The sequence below is a fragment of the Saccharopolyspora antiqui genome (genome assembly GCF_052246905.1).
Lineage (GTDB): Bacteria > Actinomycetota > Actinomycetes > Mycobacteriales > Pseudonocardiaceae > Saccharopolyspora.
Genome location: NZ_JBQQBO010000001.1, coordinates 632,529 through 646,676 on the forward strand (window position 1 = coordinate 632,529; position 14,148 = coordinate 646,676).

11 protein-coding genes are annotated in these 14,148 nt (G+C 68.9%); 1 reads left to right on the plus strand and 10 read right to left on the minus strand.

Annotated elements, in window-relative coordinates; translation table 11 throughout:
* Positions 1-18 precede the first annotated feature (18 nt).
* From ACTWQN_RS02835 to ACTWQN_RS02855, 5 genes are all read right to left on the minus strand, one after another.
* Positions 19-1,032, minus strand: a complete 1,014-nt coding sequence (locus ACTWQN_RS02835; protein WP_443201712.1) for an ABC transporter permease — start codon at positions 1,030-1,032, stop codon at positions 19-21.
* Complete coding sequence (locus ACTWQN_RS02840) at positions 1,029-2,528, minus strand: sugar ABC transporter ATP-binding protein (protein ID WP_443201713.1); 1,500 nt, start codon at positions 2,526-2,528, stop codon at positions 1,029-1,031. Before ACTWQN_RS02840 ends, ACTWQN_RS02835 begins: the two co-directional genes overlap by 4 nt.
* The gene (locus ACTWQN_RS02845; RefSeq protein WP_443201714.1) at positions 2,525-3,673 is read right to left on the minus strand and encodes a Gfo/Idh/MocA family protein; all 1,149 of its coding nucleotides are present in this window, start codon (positions 3,671-3,673) and stop codon (positions 2,525-2,527) included. The genes ACTWQN_RS02840 and ACTWQN_RS02845 overlap by 4 nt, the downstream gene beginning before the upstream one ends.
* A gap of 19 nt (positions 3,674-3,692) precedes the next feature.
* On the minus strand, positions 3,693-4,874 hold the full coding sequence (locus ACTWQN_RS02850) for an ROK family transcriptional regulator (protein ID WP_443201715.1): 1,182 nt from the start codon (positions 4,872-4,874) through the stop codon (positions 3,693-3,695).
* Between the two features lie 500 nt (positions 4,875-5,374).
* Entirely contained in the window at positions 5,375-6,670 is a 1,296-nt protein-coding gene (locus ACTWQN_RS02855; protein ID WP_443201716.1) for a PA0049 C-terminal domain-containing protein, read from the minus strand.
* Positions 6,671-7,047: 377 nt separating this feature from the next.
* On the opposite strand from ACTWQN_RS02855, the gene ACTWQN_RS02860 reads away from it, so the two are divergent.
* Positions 7,048-8,316, plus strand: coding sequence for an alpha/beta fold hydrolase (locus ACTWQN_RS02860; RefSeq protein ID WP_443201717.1), 1,269 nt, complete (start codon positions 7,048-7,050; stop codon positions 8,314-8,316).
* Positions 8,317-9,316: 1,000 nt separating this feature from the next.
* Here ACTWQN_RS02860 and ACTWQN_RS02865 read toward each other — a convergent pair.
* The 5 genes from ACTWQN_RS02865 to ACTWQN_RS02885 all read right to left on the minus strand — a co-directional run bounded on the left by ACTWQN_RS02865 (position 9,317) and on the right by ACTWQN_RS02885 (position 14,139).
* Positions 9,317-9,844 (minus strand): hypothetical protein, encoded by a 528-nt coding sequence (locus tag ACTWQN_RS02865; RefSeq protein WP_443201718.1) that lies wholly within the window; start codon positions 9,842-9,844, stop codon positions 9,317-9,319.
* A gap of 1 nt (position 9,845) precedes the next feature.
* On the minus strand, positions 9,846-11,381 hold the full coding sequence (locus tag ACTWQN_RS02870) for a molybdopterin-dependent oxidoreductase (protein ID WP_443201719.1): 1,536 nt from the start codon (positions 11,379-11,381) through the stop codon (positions 9,846-9,848).
* A gap of 398 nt (positions 11,382-11,779) precedes the next feature.
* Positions 11,780-11,995 carry a biotin/lipoyl-binding carrier protein gene (locus ACTWQN_RS02875; protein WP_443201720.1) on the minus strand — a complete coding sequence of 72 codons (216 nt, stop codon included), beginning with the start codon at positions 11,993-11,995 and terminating at the stop codon, positions 11,780-11,782.
* A gap of 6 nt (positions 11,996-12,001) precedes the next feature.
* Entirely contained in the window at positions 12,002-13,345 is a 1,344-nt protein-coding gene (locus ACTWQN_RS02880; RefSeq protein WP_443201721.1) for an acetyl-CoA carboxylase biotin carboxylase subunit, read from the minus strand.
* Positions 13,345-14,139: a LamB/YcsF family protein gene (locus ACTWQN_RS02885; protein WP_443201722.1), complete on the minus strand. Its 795-nt coding sequence runs from the start codon at positions 14,137-14,139 to the stop codon at positions 13,345-13,347. Before ACTWQN_RS02885 ends, ACTWQN_RS02880 begins: the two co-directional genes overlap by 1 nt.
* Positions 14,140-14,148 lie beyond the last annotated feature (9 nt).

Genomic DNA, 14,148 nt, shown 5'->3' on the forward strand with positions numbered 1-14,148 from the left:
TCCAGGGGGAGGTGGATTTCAGTGGAGGGAGGTGCGGCGGCGAGTGCGGGCCTGCAGCAGCACGGCGAACACGATGATCGCGCCCTTGGCGATGTTCTGGATGTCGGTTTCGAGGTTGTTGAGCGTGAACACGTTGCTCAGCGTGGTGAAGATCAGCACCCCGAGCAGGGTTCCGGTCATGCTGCCGCGGCCACCGGAGAGCAGGGTGCCGCCGATGACGACCGCGGCGATCGCGTCCAGCTCGTAGTACAGGCCGTTGGTCGAGGCCCCGGAGGTGGTGCGCGCCACCACCATGATCGCCGCGATGGCGCAGCAGAACCCGGCCAGCGCGTAGACCAGCGCGGTGTGCCGCCGCACGTCGATACCGGCCAGCCGGGCGGCTTCCGCGTTGCCGCCGACCGCCAGGGTGCGGCGGCCGAAGGTGGTGCGGTTGAGCAGGATCCAGCCGCCCGCGAACACCGCGGCGAAGATCCAGATCAGGACCGGCACCCCCAGCAGGTCGGCCTGGAACACCGCGCCGAAGGCGGGATCGTCCACCACCTGGGTCTGCCGCCCGCTGATGCGTTCGGCCAGCCCGCGCGCGGAGGCCATCATCGCCAGCGTCGCGATGAACGGCACCACCCGGCCGTAGGCCACCAGCAGTCCGTTGACCAGGCCGCAGCCGGTGCCCACCAGCAGCGCGCAAAGCACCATCACGACCACCCCGTAGGACTGGGTGGCCCAGGTCGTCATCCACACGCTGGACAGCGCCACGATCGAACCGACCGACAGGTCGATACCGCCAGCCGAGATCACGAACGTCATGCCGACGCTCACCACCCCGATGGCGGCGGCCAGCCGCAGCACGGTGGAGATGTTGGCCTCGGTGAGGAAGGCGTCCGGGCGGGTCGCGTAACCGACCACGCACAGTCCGATGAGGACGACCGCCAGGGCGGTCAACCTGATGTCGGCGCGCGCCCACCAGCGGCCCCACCAGCGACGGCGTCGCGACGGGTGCGTCGCGGCGGCTGCCGCGAGGGTCGGCTCGTTCATGCCGCGGCCTCCATGACCAGGTCGAGCACATCGGATTCGGTGAGCTCACCGGCAGCCGCGGTGCGCACCGCCGCACCGTCGCGCAGCACCAGCACCCGGTCGGCCAGCGCCAGCACCTCCGGGATGTCGCTGGAGACGACCACGATCGCGATCCCGTCGGCCGCGAGCCGCCGCATCAGCGCGTACAGCTCGGCCCGCGCTCCCACGTCGACACCGCGCGTGGGTTCGTCGAGCAGCAGCACCCGGCAGCCGCGCAACACCCACCTGCCGATCACGGCTTTCTGCTGGTTGCCACCGGAAAAGGCGGCGATCGGCCGGGCGGGCTCGGCGGGCCGCAGCTGCAACTGCTCGGTGATCTGCCGCGTCTCGGCGGTCTCGGCGGCGCGCCGGATGAAGCCGAACCGGCTGAAGTGCGGCAACGACGCCAAGGTCACGTTGGCCGCCAACGGCATCTGCGGCAGCAGCGCCTGGCTCTTGCGTTCTTCGGGCGTCAAACCGATTCCCGCGGCCACGGCCGCCGGTACGCTGCCCGACCGGACCCGGCGCCCGGCCACCCGCACTTCCCCGGAATCGGGCGTGCGCGCGCCGAAGATCGCCTCCAGCAGTTCGCTGCGGCCGCAGCCGACCAGACCGGCGAGACCGAAGATCTCGCCAGCGTGCACGGTGAAATCCACGTCCGCGAATTCGCCGCGGCGGCTCAGCCCGCGCACCTCCAGCACCGGCTGGTCGGTCGCCGAGCTGCCGACTTCCGCCACTTCCGGCGGTGCGCCGCCGGTCATGAGCGCGACGAGTTCACCGGTCGTGGTGTCCGCGACGGGCAGCCCGGTGGCGACCGTGCAGCCGTCCTTGATGACCGTGACCCGGTTGGCGATGCGCCGGATCTCCGCCATGCGGTGGGAGATGTAGATCACCGCCACCCCGTCCGCGGTGAGCTCGCCGATGACCCGGAACAGGTTGTCGACCTCGCCCGCGGACAGCGCGGCCGTGGGCTCGTCCATCACGATCAGCCGCGCCCGGTGGCCCAGCGCCCGGGCCATCGACACCAGCTGCCGCTGCGCGGCCGACAGCGTGCCCACCTCGCGATCCGGGTCGATTTCCGGATGCCCGAGCCGGGCCAGCAGTTGCGCGGCCGCATCACGGGCCTGGCCGCGGCGGCTGAAACCGGCGGTGGCGCGCTCGTGCCCGAGGAAGATGTTCTCCGCGACGCTCAGCCCGGGAACCAGGTCCAGCTCCTGGTACATCGCCGCGATCCCCCGCCGCAGCGCGGCGGCAGGCGAGGCCAGCTCGATCACCTCGCCCTGCCAGCGGATCGTGCCGCCGTCCGGGGTGAGCGCCGCGGACAGCACTTTGATCAGCGTTGATTTGCCTGCCCCGTTCTGCCCGAGCAGGCAGTGCACTTCCCCGGCCCGCACCCGAAGGTCCACCCCGTCGAGCGCGCGAACGCCCGGGAAGAGCTTCACGATGCCGGTCATCTCCAGCAGGTCCGGCTGGGTCATCTCGTCTCCTCCACCGGTAACCACCTGCTGTGGTGGGCGGCGCTGCGCTGCACCGCGTCCAGGACCCGCTGCACCCGCAGTCCGGCGGCGAAATCCGGACTCGGGGTGGTGCGGCTGGCGATCGTGGTGACCAGATCCCGCAGCTGGTGGGTGAAGGTGTGCTCGTAGCCGAGCAGGTGCCCCGGCGGGTACCAGGCGCTCAGGTACGGGTGGTCGGGTTCGGTGGCCAGGATGCGCCGGAATCCGGCGGTGCCAGCGGGTTCGGTGGCGTCGTGGAAGGACAGCTCGTTCATCGACTCGAAGTCGAACGCGAGGCTGCCGGTGCTGCCGTTGATCTCGATGCGCAGCCCGTTCTTGCGCCCGGTGGCGTAGCGCGTCGCCTCGAAGGTCCCGAGCGCGCCGTCGCGGAACCGCGCGGTGAACACCGCCGCATCGTCCACTGTGACCGGTCCGAGGCGGTCGGCATCGCCGACCAGCGGGCGTTCCGGCACGAAGGTGTCGACCAACCCGCAGACGCTGATGATGTCGTCGCCCAGCAGGAACTGGGCGAGGTCCACCAGGTGCGCGCCCAGGTCGCCCAGCGCCCCGGAACCGGCACGTTCGGCCTGCAACCGCCAGGTCAGCGGCGCCCGCGGATCGACCAGCCAGTCCTGCAGGTACTGGGCTCGCACGTGCCGGATCCGCCCCAGCCTGCCCTGCTCGATCAGTTCTCGGGCCAGCGCCAACGCGGGCACCCGCCGGTAGTTGAAGCCCACCATCGCCTGGATCCCGCTGCGCCGCGCGCGATCCGCCGCTTCGGCCATCGCCACCGCCTCAGCGACCGAGTTCGCCAGCGGTTTCTCGCACAGCACGTGCTTGCCCGCTTCCAAGGCGCTGATGGCGATCTCGGCGTGGCTGTCACCCGGGGTGCAGATGTCGACCACGTGCACGTCGTCGCGCAGCAGCACGGCCTTCCAGTCGTCGCTGGCTTCGGCCCATCCGAAGCGCGCCGCGTCGTCGTGCACGGCGCCCTTGCGCCGCCCGCACAGCACCACCATCTCCGGTCGGGCCGGGAGTTCGAAGACCCTTCCCACGGTTCGCCACGCGTGCGAGTGGACCGCTCCCATGAAGGCGTGGCCCACCAAGGCGACACCGAGTGTGTTCATCCCGTCCTCCTGCCGTTGTTCATGCGGGGCTGACGCCGAGCACGTGATCGCTGATCAGTCCAGCGGCTCCGACGATTCCGGCGCGCTCGCCCAATTCCGACAGCACCACCGGGAGACTGCTGGTGGCCAGCGGCGTGGACCGCCGGTACAGCTCGCTGCGCACCTCGGCGAGCAGCGGGTGCCCGAGACCGGCTACGCCGCCGCCGACCACGATCAGCGCGGGGTTGACGAAGTTCACCAGACCGGCCAGCACCCGGCCGAGCCGCCGACCGCCGTCCCGCACCAGTCCGAGCGCCTGCGGGTCACCGGCCCGCATCGCGGCGTCCACCTCGCGCGCGGTGAGCACGCCCCGCTCTCCGAGGAGTTCTTGCAGGCCAGGGGATTCGCCGCTGCGGGCGAGCGCGGTGGCGTCGCGGGACAGGGCCGCACCGCTGAACCACGCCTCCAGACAACCGGTCCGGCCGCAGCTGCACACCGGCCCGGTGTCGTGCACGGCGATGTGCCCGATGTCCCCGGCGCTGCCGTTGCTGCCGCGCAGCACCCGGTTGCCGGTGATGATCCCGCAGCCGATACCGGTGCCGATCTTGACGAACAGGAAGTCCCGCACCGAACGGGCCAGCCCGCAGTACATCTCGCCGAGGGCCATCACGTTGACGTCGTTGTCGACCAGCACCGGGCAGTCCAGCAGTTGCATGAAGTGCTCGCGCACCGGGTAGCGGTGCCAACCGGGCATGATCGGCGGGGAGACGGTGAAGCCGTCGCGGAAGCTCACCGGTCCGGGTACGCCGATGCCGACGCCGTCGAGTGCGGGCAGGTGCCCTTCGGCGCGCAGCTTGTCGATCGCATCCGCGGCGCGGCCGAGGATCGGCTCTGGTCCGTCCTTGATGTCGATGGCTTCGCTGGTGTGCGCGACGAGTTCGAGCCGACCGTCGGTGACGCCGACGTCCAGCGAGGTGGCGCCGATGTCGACGCCGATGAACCGCAGCCGCCGGGACAACCGCACGAGCCCGGATCGCCGACCGCCCTGCGACGCGGCTTTGCCCGCCCGTTCCACGAATCCCAGCTCCTGCAGCCGGGCGAGCTCCTGGCCGATCTTGGAGCGGGAAAGCGATACCTGCGCGGCCAGTTCAGCCGCGACTTGCGGTCCGTTGAACCGCAGGGACGTGAGCAAGCGGGCCTGGTGGGCGTTCTCCGGTTGCACCGACTACTCCACTTCTTGCACGGAGCGTATGAAGTCGGTCACAGAGTAGGGGAACTGTTTTCCGCGCAGTCAAGTGAAATCCGCGAAGTCGCCCGGATGTCTGCTGCCCGACTGGCGGCACCGCGCACGACCGTTCGGAGTCTCGCCGCACGCTCGCGAAATCGCCAACGGATCCGCTCCACTCCGCTGCGCCGCGACCGGAATATCCACAATGGACACGGCGTAACGCTGCGGATACACCGTTTACCGGAAGGATCGCATAAATCGGTCAAATGCCCCATTGAACCTACCGGCCACTGCCCCGAACAGCCCCAACACGACGCGTCCGAACGACAACCGCGGCGTTCCCGGAAAACATGCCGATCAAGGGCGCCGAATTGCCGCCCGCGATCAGCGGAATTCCGGCCCGGCATCGCCTTCGGCCGGTGCGACGCCGCGACGACGAGCGGCTCATGGCCCGCGCAGGCCATGAGCCGCTCACCGCATCAGGTTCGGCGTTGTCACATGGACGGTTTCGGCAGGCGACCGGTGTGATCGCGCGGCGACCGGGGCAGGTCGACGACGGAGGCAGTACCGTCGGCGCCGGTCGCGACCGCGACGATGTTGCCCACCTGCGACACGATGTCGTGCAGGTTCTGCTCGAACACCGGGTCGGTCACCTCGGTGGGGTTGTCCGGCGCGAAGGTGAGCACCGGCGTGTGCACGTGACCGCCGCGCAGCTGCACACCGAGGGCATCTCGCAGCAGGGTCGTCCGGTACGCGATCTCGTTGGACAGGTAGGAGCCGCCACCGCCGGCTCGCGCCGCCGAGCCCGGCGTCGGGCCGTCCGGCTGGTCGACCGGTTCCGTCTGGCCCGCCGGGATCTCGGTCACCTCCGTGTTGTGGTACGCGGGGAACCGCCCGGTGTCCGCCCGCACGATGTCGGCGTATGCCTGGGTCGTCGGCACGAACTCCGGCGCCGGAGTGACGGTCGGGATGCCCGCCGGAACGCTGATGGTTCCCAGCCGGGTTTCGTCGTTGTTGTCGGTGCCCTCGTGCCAGCGCCCGTTCCAGTGCTCGACGTCGAAGCGGTCCGGGCGGCCTTGGCTGACCGTGACGAAGATGTCGACCTGGCGCGGTCCGGGCACCAGGTGCGGCAGGAAGGTCTGTTCCACCATGCCCTGTTCGAACGGGGTCCACAGGACGGGGAACATCGCGGTTTCGATCCGGGCCGGACCGGAGTCGGTCATCACGACGGTGCCGTCGAGGGCGAGCGCCGAAGCGCCCGACGGGTTGCTCCGCCGGATGTCGTCGTTCAGCTGGAACGGGTCGAAACCGCTGACCAGGACCCGTTTGATGCCGTCGCCCCGGGGAAAGTCGATCGAGGTCTGCCCACGCGAGTGCTGTTCCAGCGACCAGAGCAGGGCGTCGCGTTCCCCTTGCGCCAACGAGAACTCCGACTTCCACTGCCGCAGGGCCTTGCTCATCGTCAACCGCGCCCAGTACAGCGGGCGATCGTCCCCGGCGGGCAGCCCGCCCGCGGCCGGTCCCTGGGCCTGCGCCACGGCACGTGTCCAGAGCCGGTCGCCCTCGATCGCGATCAGCTTCTCGGCCTCGGTCTGGTTGGTCACCGCGCAAAGTTGCGCCGCGAACCGGGGACCGACGTCGTCGAACCCGCTCGCGCGCAGGATCTGCTGGGGGACATCCGCGGTCAGCCGCTGTTCCTCGACGGTTGGCTGGACGCTGGGATCAGCGCAGTCCGCTCGGGGTGCCGCGGCCAGCGCCGCGGGCGAGAACAGCGTCAGGGTCGCGAGCATGGCCGAACAGGTTGCGCCAAGGCGAATCAACGGTCGCACATGAGGTCCTTCCGCAAACCTCGGGCCGATGATCAGCCCGACCAACGGGCTCTATTTGACCTGAAAGATCGACACAAAACCAGGCTCGACAACACCTGAGCCCTCGCCAACCAGCCAAAGAGGGACTTACCAGGCAAATCACCGGTCGATCTTGGGCATTCAGAACCCTGCTCGCCGTTCTCGCGCCGCTGAACAATGCCCCCATGCCGGGCCGAGTGGTCGGGGCCAACGGGAAACGCAAGCCGCTCCCCGCCGCCATCGTTCCCGCTGTCCCCTGTGGACGAGCACCCGATCGCGCTGGGAGGGAACTAGATCATCGAACACGCCGTTGAGGGATCATGGGCGTTGCCGAGGTGATGACGTGGCGCGGGGACCCGGACCGGCTGCGCGCGAAACTCGCCGCGCAGCCGGGCATGCGCACGGTGCGCCGACCTGTTACGCCGGATGGCCGTCGCGAGTTCGACTTGAGCTACATCCGGTGTGGACCGCGCACGGACCATCCGGTGCTCGTCATCCCGGGCGGGCCCGGATTGGCCTCGGTGTGCCCGTACCAGTCGTTGCGCGCCAACGCCATCGCCCGGAATTTGGATGTGCTCATGGTGGAGCACCGGGGTGTCGGACTGTCCCGCGAGGACGCCGACGGCGTTGACCTGCCGCCGTCGGCGCTGACCGTTGACCAGGTGGTGGCCGATTTGGCCGCCGTGCTCGATGACTGCGGCGTGCGGCGGGCCGTGGTGTACGGGTCGTCCTACGGCTCCTACCTCGCGCAGGGATTCGGTGCCCGCCATCCCGAGCGGGTCGCCGGGATGGTGCTGGACTCCCCGATGCTCACCGCCCAGGACGGGCAGACCGCGCGAACGAACCTGCGCCGACTCTTCTGGCAGGGAGCCGAGCCGCACACCGCTGCGGTCGCCAGGAAGCTGCGGGCTCTCGTTCGCGACGGCGTGGTGCCGACCGAGGAGACCGGCACGGCAGTCCAAGTCGTATACGAATTCGGCGGCATCCAACACTTGGAGCGGTTGCTCGACCTGCTCGGGTCCGGGCGCGGGCGGCGGACCTGGAACTGGCTGGCCGGGCTCGGTGTCCAGGAGATCGGCCAGGTACACCGCTTCACCATGGAGCACGACCTGGTCGGGGTGATCTCATTCCGCGAACTCGGCTACCAGCCGGACCCGGACGGACTCGCCCTGGATCCGAATCTGGTGTTCCTCGCACCGTCGGAAGCATTCCCGCCGTTCGAGGGCGAACCCTACGACTTACCGGCCGAGCTGCCGCGGTTCGACTGGCCAACGGCGGTGATCTCCGGCGACCGAGATCTGCGCACGCCACGTCCGATTGCCGAGCGCATCGTCGACTTGCTGCCCGACGCGGTGCTCGTCCCCCTGGCCGACCTCGGCCACAGCGCCCTCGACACCCACCAGCTCGCGGCCCTGCACGTGACCCATGCCGTTGCCAACCGCACCCACCGGCGACTGCCCCAACTCGCGGAACGGATCGGCGCACTGCCTCGACGTGGCACGTCCAGGCTGCTGGGAACATTGCTCGGGGCCCGGCTCGCCACCGAAGGACTGCTGCCCGCACGCAGCCAGCCGCAGGCGCACGAATGACGCCCAGCAGGGCCGGACAGGTGCTCGCCGATCGGCGCAACCGCAGTCGCCAGCGCGAAGCGACGCAAATCACAGCCAATTAGCACGGCGCGAACTGTGATGACTGCCACTCGATGAAAGGCCAGCGCGGTCCTTTTCCCCAGCATCCTGATCCATTTCCGGGTAATTAGTCCTCAACATCCCGGGACTTTATCCCCTACGGCGACAACCCACCCGTAAAAATCAGCCGATCGACCCGATATTTACGAATAACAGCCCGACGATGCGGGAATGCTTTGGCGGTCTAACTGCGTTAGACGCGCTGCGAGCTCCCATTTCCCCAGCGCCGTGGAGGCTCAGAGCTCGCGTCGATAAACATCTCCACTCGTAGGACAGGGGAACTGAAATGCGTAGGATTGCACGAGCAATGGTTGCATTCGCACTGGCCGCTCCGCTTGCGCTGGGAATCGGCGGAGCCGCGTCGGCCGCCACAACAGCCCAGCTGGGAGCACCGGCGACGCTGCTACTCGCCGACCACGGCCACAGTCACTCCCACGGACACAACGACGCGGGCAAGACCGATAGCAGCGACAGCTCCGGCGGCCACAGCGGGGTGGATGGATAAGTTGACACAGCAACGGACCGCAAACTCCTCGGTGCGCAGTCCGCACGAGCAGCCGGTCCGCGCTGGTTTCGTTTTTGCGCATCCCCACATCACCCACGATGTGGGGATGCCCATGCCATGGGTGACTGGCGCCACATCGAATCGGATTTCAACACCTGTTCGACAATTTCACGGCACCACCCACGGCGAAACATGAGCAATTCGGCCAACCGATTGGAGATCTCTCCACGGCGCCGAGACGCCACATTCGAAGCGCGGTATTCACCAATCCGAATTGCTGGCGCATCCGAGCCCAAATCCGGGCAACCGGGACATTCTCAGACAATCGGCGCGCCCGGTGGCCCAGCTCCACCCGCGCCAACTCGTGTTCCGGTATGCGCTGGCGATTCGGCGCGGTCAGCTCGATTCGTCCGCTTCGGGTTCGTCGGTGAACTCGGCCTGCTGCTTCGCCCGCCGGTGCGCGGACGCGAGGCGTATCGCGTAGAGCAGGGCGCTGGCCGCGAACAGGCCGAGGGTGATCAGCAGCCAACGGGCCAGGAAGGGTGCCTGGGTCTGCCCGGTCGCTGCGAGGTAGGTCGGGGCGCCTTGCTGGATGATGCCCGGGAGGAACAGCAGCAACAGCAGGCCAGCCGCCAGGATCGGGACCCGGATGTAGTTCACCGGTGACACCCGGGGCCGGGGCGTGCTTCGCGACCGGTGCACCGCGCTCGTCAGCGCGCGGTCGCCGAGGGCGTACAGCGGGAAGAACACCAAGTCGTGCAGGATGATCGCGGCCGCGAACCAGACGAGGATGCGCACCAGCAGCGGCTCGGCCAGGAGTTGCCAGAAGACGTAGCCGGTGAGCGCGAAACAGCCCAGCAGGACCACCAGGTGCAGCGGACCGGCGCCGTAGCACCGCGTCCAGCGGGCGAGCAGGCGAGACATCTCAGCCGCCCCGGAATTCGATCGATCGCACCCACTTCGTGTTGTGCACACCGGGTAGCGCCGGGACGATGACCCGCGCCGGATAACCGTGGTCGAGGGAGAGATCGACTCCGTTGACCCGCAACGCCAGCAGGGAGTCCGGGTCGAGGACCTGGTTCGCTTGCAGGGTTGCCTGGTTGAACGCTCCGGCCTGCTCCACCGACCGCACGTGCGCGCTGCCGGGTTGCGGCACGCCGACGAGCACCGCCAGGTCCCGGAGCCGTACGCCGCTCCAGGTTTGGACCGTGGACCACCCCTCGACGCACGCGATGGGCAAGGTGGCCGAGTGTTGCGGCAGCGACAGCAGGCTTGCCCGGTCCAACGCCAGAGGTCGCTGGCCGCCGACGAGCGCTATCCGCCAACTCGGGCCGACATCGCGAGGATTGATCGCGGCTGCGGCGGCCGTGCGATTGACCTGGAAGTCGTTCGGGCCTTGCCCGCGGGAACGGCCACGCGGCAACAGCACCGCGAAGCTGCGGGTGATGCCTCCGATCGTTTGCCCAGCGGTCACCACCGCCACCAACAGCGCACCGCCGCCCACCAGCAGCAGCGCACCGCGTCGGCTGAGCGTGGCGTCGGCTGGCTCGGCGGCGACCAAACCGTTCTCGTCCTGGTGCTCCGGGCGCGTCTGGGCGCGCGAGGTGCGCATCTCCGCGCGGAACGACCGCGATCGCAGCGCGGTGACCATCCGGGGCAGCTTCACGGCCACGTGGACCACGAAAGCACCCAGGAACACCCACGCGCCGAAGTAGTGGGCGGTGTAGAAGCTGAACCCGAAGACGTAGTCGTACTGGATGTTCAGCACGCCCGTGGCGATTTGGAACAAGATCCCGCCGACGAGCAGCAACAACGACAGCCTCTCGACGACCTCGGCCGCGGACCGAGCGGGGGGCCACGCGAACAACCTCGGCACCACTGACCACAGCTTGGCCAAAACCACCGGAATCAGGACCAGCCCCAGACCGACGTGCACGCCCTGGGTCAGGCGGTACAGCCAGGACGGTCGAGTGGGCCAGTCGAAGTAGGGCAGGTGCAGCCAGCCGACGTTCGCGGGAATCGCCTGCCCGAACCGAGGTCCGTAGGCGATGTAGGACAACATGCCCGTGACGATGACGATCGGCAGACCCACCAGGAGCACGGCGCCGAACACCGATGTCAACCACGGGCCGCGCAGCGGGCTGCGCCACAGCCGCGACCTTCCCAAACCCGGCGGACGATGCCGCTCCAGCAGCCGCCACAGCCCAGCGGGAAACCCGTACGAAGGCTCGGCACGACGCGCCTGGTCGGGCTCGGCGTCCACATCAGGAGGCGGCACCGCGAGATCGGGTGGAGTCTCGGCGGCAACGGGCGGCCCATCCTCCTGCGGCCCAGCCTCCTTCGGCCCATCCTCCCGCGGCCCAGCCTCCTGCGGCCCAGCCTCCTGCGGTGCAAGGGGCTCGTTCGGTGCTGCGCCATCGTCCGCGCCAGGTGGCTGCTCGTCGGCTGGAGGTGTGGTCACCTGCGCCACCCCCTTGGCGTTGAAACCGTCGGCACGTACCGCGTGCGCGGAGCAGGGCCAGCTGCGAAGGGCGTACCGGCGGAGGCCGAAACGTGCTTGCGTGCACAAGGGTAGGGCGATGCTCGGCTCAGCACTCGCCGAGCAGTCACAATCCCGATGCACGCGGCGCCCGCCCCACGGCCGAGCGGTGGCGCGCACGGCCCCGCGGACCAGCCACGAGCGCTGCGCGGGCGGTCGCGAGCACGATGCTCCTGGCCACGTTGCGCCGCCCGATCAGGAAGGGCACTCGGGTCTGCCCGGTTGCTGCGAGGTAGGTCGGGGCGCCTCGCTGATAGATCTGGTGCGAGTGATCGGCACCGGGCACGGCGGTCCGGCGCTGCGGGCGAATGCCTGGTGGGTCAAGCGATCAGGACGGCGATGACCTCGCCCTCATCAACGGTGCCACCTTCGGTCACCTTGATCTCCGATACGGTGCCGGATTCGTCCGCGACGACCGGGATTTCCATCTTCATGGATTCCAAGATCGCGACGGTGTCGCCGGGCTGCACCGACTCCCCCGGGCTGACGACGACCTTCCACACGTTGGCCGTGATGTCGGCGACGATTTCGGACATGGGCGCTCACCTCTCCTTCGACTGGATGCGGGTGACGATGTCAGTTCCGTAGTCGCCGCTGGCGAACTCCGGGGTCGCCAGCAGACGGGCCAGGAAGGGCAGGTTGTGCTTCGGTCCGCTGATCCGGAAACCGGCAACCGCGGCAGCGGCTTTCCGCAGCGCTTCCGCGCGGTCGGCGCCGTGCACGATCACCTTCGCCAGCAACGGATCGTAGTGCGGCGTCACGGTCGTGGCCGGTCCGTATCCGGCATCCACCCGCACCTCGGGGTCGGCGGGCGGTTGCCATTCGGTGATGGCGCCCGGACCAGGCAGGAAGCGCACCGGATCTTCCGCGTTGACCCGCAGTTCGATCGCGTGGCCAGTCGGAACCAACGCTGCCACGTCGACTGACGGAGCCAGCCCGGCGGCGATCCGGAGCTGCTGCTCGACCAGATCGATGCCGAAAACCCGCTCGGTGATCGGATGTTCCACCTGCAGCCGGGTGTTCATCTCCAGGAAGACGAACTCCGCACCGGAGACCAGGAATTCAACCGTTCCGGCATTGCGGTAACCGACCGCCTCGCCCAGCCGAACAGCGGCGGCCAGCATCCGCCGCCGCAACTCCGCGGGGAGTCCCGGGGCCGGTGTTTCCTCAACCACCTTCTGGTTTCGTCGTTGCACCGAGCAATCCCGCTCGCCCAGTGCGAGCACCCGCCCATCCGCCAGTCCGAGGATCTGGACCTCGACGTGGCGGGCGCGCGGGAAGAACCGTTCCACGATCAGCTTCGGACTGTCGAACATCCGTCCGGCGAAGGCTTGCAGCCGCTCGAACCCGGCACGCAAAGCCGCCTCGTCGGCGACCTGCAAGATGCCCGTCCCCCCGCCGCCCGCCGCAGCCTTGAGCATCACCGGATAGCCGATGTCGGCGGCGATGGCCACTGCCTCCGCCACGTTTCCCGGTGGCTCGGCGCTACCTGGGGCAACGGGAACGCCAGCCCGCATCGCGATGTTGCGAGCGTTGACCTTGTCGCCCAGTTGATCGATTACGAAGGGGTCCGGGCCGACCCACAGCAGTCCGCTCTCCTGCACTTGCTGCGCGAACTTGGCGTCCTCGCTGAGGAAGCCGTAGCCCGGGTGCACCGCCTGACTCCCAGTCCGCCGCGCCGCGTCCAGCAGCGCGCTGATGTTGCAGTAGGAAGCGGCTGGCGGGGCCGGGCCGAGGTGTACGGCCTCGTCGGCCTCGCGCACGTGCGGCAAGTTCTCGTCGACATCCGAGTACACGGCCACGGTGCGGATTCCCAGTCGCTTGGCCGTGCGGATGATTCGTCCAGCGATCTCGCCGCGGTTGGCCACCAGCAAGGAATCGATCATCAGGCCCCTCCGGTCGACGCGGGGTCCCAGGACTCCAATGCCGTGGCCAATCCGACGATCTCGATGTCTTCCTCGGCGAGCCGCTCGCGCACCCGGTGCGCGACTTCCAGCACGTTCGGCATGTCACCGTGCAGGCACAGCGTGGGTGTCAGGACTTCGAGTTCCGAACCGTCCAATGCCTTGGCGCTGCCGTGCTTGACGATGTCGATCGCGCGGCGCACCACGTCATCCGGATCGTAGGACAACTTGGCGGACTCGACGCGGGGATAGCCGTCCGGCTGGTACTCCAGGTCGATGTATCCCTCGTAGACGACCGTCAGCCCGTACTCGGCGGCCAACCGCTGCGGCCAGCCCTGCCCCACGATCACCACGAGATCCTTGTTGTAACCGGCGACCGCTTCCAACAGCGCTCGCGCGTAGTCCTCGTCCCGCCCGCACATCGCGTAGAGCGAGCCGTGCGGCTTCACGTGCCGCAGCACACCACCCTCGGCCCGGACGAAGGCGTCCAGCGCGCCGATCTGGTACAGCACGTCATCGCGGAGGTCCTCCGCGGCGATGGCCAGCGGGCGGCGACCGAAGCCCCGCAGGTCCGGCAGCGCGACGTGCGCACCGATGTCCGCGCCCGCGGCGACAGCGGCGGCGGTGACCCGGTGCATGATGCGCGGGTCACCGGCGTGGAAACCACACGCGATGTTCGCGGTCGGCACGAGCGAGATCAGCTCTTCGTCGGGACCGAGTTGCCAGCGCCCGTATCCCTCGCCCATGTCGGAGTTGATGTTGATCTTCCAACTCATGACGCCTCC